This window comes from Micromonospora sp. B9E7 (genome assembly GCF_039871815.1).
Taxonomy (GTDB): domain Bacteria; phylum Actinomycetota; class Actinomycetes; order Mycobacteriales; family Micromonosporaceae; genus Micromonospora.
Window position 1 is genome coordinate 1 of sequence record NZ_JBDPLX010000044.1, and the last position, 4,580, is coordinate 4,580.

Sequence of the window (4,580 nt, forward strand, 5' to 3'; positions counted from 1 at the left end):
CGACCACCAGTCACCACCGACGGCAGATACCGCGACAACGCATCCCACTCAACGTCAGACAACTCATAGCGACGACCCACGCCCTACATCATCCGACACCATGATCCTTTGAAGACACTGCCTAGCGGCCCGACCTGGAGATCTTGGAAGGAAACGGCCCTTCCAGGGGCGCATTCCTTCCAAGATCTTCAGCCGCTCCATCCGGCCGCCCGCAGCGCCCCCAGGATTTGACGGAGAACCTCGTCCGGGTGAGCGCGGATCACCCAGGCGGGGAATCGGAGTACGCGGTCGCCGACTATCCATAGATCGTTCTGGCGACGCATGTCCGCCCACCAGGCACGCGGATCGAGATGCTGCCCGCCGTCGATCTCGACATGCACTCCCCACTGCTCGAAATAGACGTCCAGGTAGCGACGTCGCCCGGTCGAGTCACAACGGATTTTCTGCCGCGTTGGCTCGGGGAGCCCTGCGCGACGGATCAGCCCCAGGAAGTCCAGCTCCGCCAGCGAGTGGGCACCACCTGCGGCGTCCGATGCCGTGGCCAGGATGAGCTGGCGACGGCGGACCCGAGGTAGGCGGTCGACGGTCTGGTGCAGATCATCGCCGGCCACGAGCCGTTGCTGGAATGCGGCGGCGACGATCGCCCGCGCCTCCTGGTCACCGGGTGCCCACTGCGCGGCGTCAACGATCGAACGAGCCGACGTGGTCCGCCGGGGTTTCCCGACGGCCAGCACGTCCTGATCCCGCAGTGTCGCGGTCCGGTGCACCAACACACCGGGTGGCAGTGACCCACGCCGGCAGGAAGCCGGCAGCAGAATGCGGACCGGCCGACCGGGGAACCCCCGTAGCCCTCCGGCCTGCGCTGCGGTCAGACCACCGAGGAGCGCCTGTGGCCCTGCGGCGAGGACAGCCGCCCACCGGAGCTGGTCGGCGTTGACCGGCCCGTTGTGGGCGACGAATACGGCCCGGTGAACCTGTCGCCACATCCCGACCGCCACGCGATGCCGGACGGCCTTGGCTGACAGGTGCCGCCTCGCCTGGTCGAGGCTCAGCACGTCATCCTGGTGGAAGAGCAGCCAGGTCAGCTCGTCCGCGTCATCGCTCGGCAGCCGGCGACCCCAGGCAGCCGTCGACGACGTCCTCCGGAGACTCATAACCAACAAGTCTCCCGACGACCACCCAAGCCGGCCGCCCCTGTGGATAACGACGAGATCTTGGAAGGAAAGTGCCCCTGGAGGGGCGGTTTCCTTCCAAGATCTCGTCGGGTCGGGTTACTCCGTGCTCGACGCGGCCTTGCGGGGGGCGGCCTTCTTGGCCGCCGTCGCCTTCGCCGGCGTTGCCTTCGCTGTCGTCGCCTTGGCTGTCGTCGCCTTCTTCGCGGCCGTGGACTTGCTGGCCGCGGCCGTCTTCTTCGTCGCCGTGGCCTTCTTGGCCGGGGCCTTCTTCGCCGCCGCCTTCTTCCGTGGCGCCGGACCCTTGGCACGCTTCTCGGCGAGCATCTCGGAGGCTTCCTCGAGGGTCAGCGCCTCCGGCGTCTGCCCGCGCCGCAGCGACGCGTTGAACTCTCCGTCGGTGACGTACGGGCCGAAGCGACCGTCCTTGATCACCAGCGGCTTCTCGGTCGCCGGGTCGACGCCCATCTCGCGCAGCGGCGGCGCGGCAGCCCGCCGTCCACGGGTCTTCGGAGCGGCCAGCAGGGCCAGCGCCTCGTCCAGACCGACGGTGAACATCTGGTCCTCGGACTCCAGCGAACGGAACTCCTCGCCCCGCTTGACGTACGGGCCGTAGCGACCGTTGTTGGCGAAGACCTCGACGCCGTCCGGCGCGACACCGATCAGCCGGGGAAGGCTGAGCAGCTTGAGCGCCTCCTCCAGGGTCAGCGAGTCGGGTGTCTGCGTACGCAGCAGCGACGACTTCCGCTCGCCACTGGAGACGTACGGGCCGAACCGGCCGGACTTGAGCACGATCGGCTCGCCGGTGGCCGGGTCGTCGCCGAGCTTGCGCTCGCCGCTACCGCCGAGGAACAGCTCGTGCACCTTCTCCGGGGTCAGCTCGTCCGGGGCAAGGCCCTCGGGGATCGGCGCCCGGTCGCCCTGGGTGCCACCCTCCTCGCCCTCGGCAGCAGGTGCCGGCTGCTCGCCGCCGGGCAGCTCCCGTTGCAGGTACGGCCCGTACCGGCCGACCCGGACGACGACCTCACGGCCGTCGTCGTCGGTGAAGAGCGGGATGGAGTTGACGCTGCGGGCGTCGATGTCGCTGAGGTTCTCGGTGACCAGCTTCTTGAGCCCACCGGAGCGGGCGATGCCCTGGTCACCGGCACCGTTGGAGCTGCCGAAGTAGAACGCGGTGAGGAAGTCGACCGCGGCGTGGTCACCGCCGGCGATCTCGTCCAGCTCGTTCTCCATCGTGGCGGTGAAGTCGTAGTCGATGAGGCGGGGGTAGTGCCGCTCCATCAACCCGATCACCGCGAAGGCCAGGAAGGTCGGGATCATCGCCTGGCCGCGCTTGGTGACGTACCCCCGGTCCTGGATCGTCTGCATGATCGACGCGTAGGTGGACGGGCGGCCGATGCCCAGCTCTTCCAGGGCCTTGACCAGCGACGCTTCCGTGTAGCGCGACGGCGGCTGGGTGTGGTGGCCCTGCGCGGCCAACTGGTCGGCGGTCAGCGGCTGGTCCTTGACCAGGGTGGGCAGCCGGCGCTCGGCGTCCTCGGCCTCGGCGTTCTCGTCGTCGCTGGACTCGACGTACGCGCGCAGGAAGCCCGGGTCCGTGATCGTCTTACCGGTCGCCCCGAAGTCGGCTTCCTCCTGCGAGGTGGAGACCGCCCGGATGCGCACCGAGACACTGGAACCGACCGCGTCGGTCATCTGCGAGGCGATGGTCCGCCGCCAGATCAGCTCGTAGAGCTTGAACTCCTCGGCCGACAGCTCCTTGGCGACCTCGCCCGGGGTGCGGAAGTTGTCCCCCGCCGGGCGGATCGCTTCGTGTGCCTCCTGCGCGTTCTTCACCTTGCCGGTGTAGCGACGCGGCTCCGGCGGCACGCTGCGCTCGCCGTACAGCTCGACGATCTGTCGGCGGGCCGCCGAGATGGCGGTCTCCGACAGGTTCACCGAGTCGGTACGCATATAGGTGATGTAGCCGTTCTCGTACAGCCGCTGGGCGGTGCGCATCGTCTGCTGTGACGACAGGCGCAGCTTGCGGGCCGCCTCCTGCTGGAGGGTCGAGGTGATGAACGGCGCGTACGGGCGGCGACGGTAGGGCTTCTCCTCGACCCGGGTGACGGTGAAGGGCCGCCCCTCCAGTCGGGCCGCCAGCCCACGGGCGCCACCCTCGTCGAGGTGCACGACACCCGCGCCGGGCTTCACCTTGCCGGTGGTCGGCTCGAAGTCCTTACCGGTGGCGATCCGGTCGCCGTTCAACGCGATCAGGGTGGCGTTGAACGCGCGCGGGCCCTCGGCGGCGTCGGCCACGGCGAGGGTGGCCAGGATGTCCCAGTATTCGGCGGTGCGGAACGCCATCCGCTGCCGTTCCCGCTCGACCACGATGCGGGTCGCCACGGACTGCACCCGGCCAGCCGAGAGCTTCGGCATGACCTTCTTCCACAGCACCGGCGAGACCTCGTAGCCGTAGAGCCGGTCGAGGATCCGTCGCGCCTCCTGGGCGTCGACCAGGTCGCGGTCGATCTCCCGAGGGTTGGCGACGGCCGCCTGGATCGCCGGCTTGGTGATCTCGTGGAAGACCATCCGCTTGACCGGGACCTTGGGCTTGAGCGTCTCCACCAGGTGCCAGGCGATCGCCTCGCCCTCGCGGTCCTCATCCGTCGCCAGGAAGATCTCGTCGACCTCCTTGGCCAGCTTCACCAGCTTGCTGATCTGCTGCTTGCGGTCGGCGGAGACGACGTAGAGCGCGTGGAAGCCGTTGTCCACGTCCACCCCGAGCCGGGCCCAGGGCTCGCCCTTGTACTTGGCCGGCACGTCGGCGGCGTTGCGCGGCAGGTCGCGGACGTGACCGAAGCTGGCCTCCACGACGTACCCCGGGCCAAGGTAGCCCGAGATCGTCTTGGCCTTCGCCGGTGACTCGACGATGACCAGACGGGTGGTTCCAGCGTTGCTAGGCACGTCTCTCCCCGACCTCACTCCTGCTCGTGGCCTGCCGGCGTCCGGGCAGCGACCGCTTTCGACCCCGCCGTCGCACCGACGGTCCGGATGTCCAACGTAACGCGCCGCCCGCGTTTCGGGTTTCGCGGGCCGCAATCCGCTGCAACGCGGCGGTGGACGCCGCCTCGCCGCGTTCGGCACTGCCGGACGGCGCCACCGTACACCGTGGGTAGGGCTCGAAGTGGGTCACTGTGACGATGGCGGACTGACGGCCGAGGTCCGACCCGCCCCTTTTCCGCCTGGATCAACCCGCCAGCTGTCCCACACCGGACACCCCGCCGCCCCACCCCCGGATCGCCGCCCAACCCCGTCGATCATGGACTTATGGTGGGCGTTTTAACCCCGGAAAGGCAATACGTCCCCCACCACAACTCCATGATCGACCCCGGTGAAGGTGGGGTGGGGGTGGGGGTGGGGTGGGGG

General features: G+C 69.1%; 2 protein-coding genes. Both read right to left on the minus strand.

From position 1 onward, the window contains the following. Positions 1 to 188: 188 nt before the first annotated feature. Positions 189 to 1,154 (minus strand): DUF559 domain-containing protein, encoded by a 966-nt coding sequence (locus ABGB10_RS33105; RefSeq protein ID WP_347664906.1) that lies wholly within the window; start codon positions 1,152 to 1,154, stop codon positions 189 to 191. Positions 1,155 to 1,271: 117 nt separating this feature from the next. Then, positions 1,272 to 4,118 carry a type I DNA topoisomerase gene (gene topA, locus ABGB10_RS33110; protein WP_347664907.1) on the minus strand — a complete coding sequence of 949 codons (2,847 nt, stop codon included), beginning with the start codon at positions 4,116 to 4,118 and terminating at the stop codon, positions 1,272 to 1,274. Positions 4,119 to 4,580: the final 462 nt, after the last annotated feature.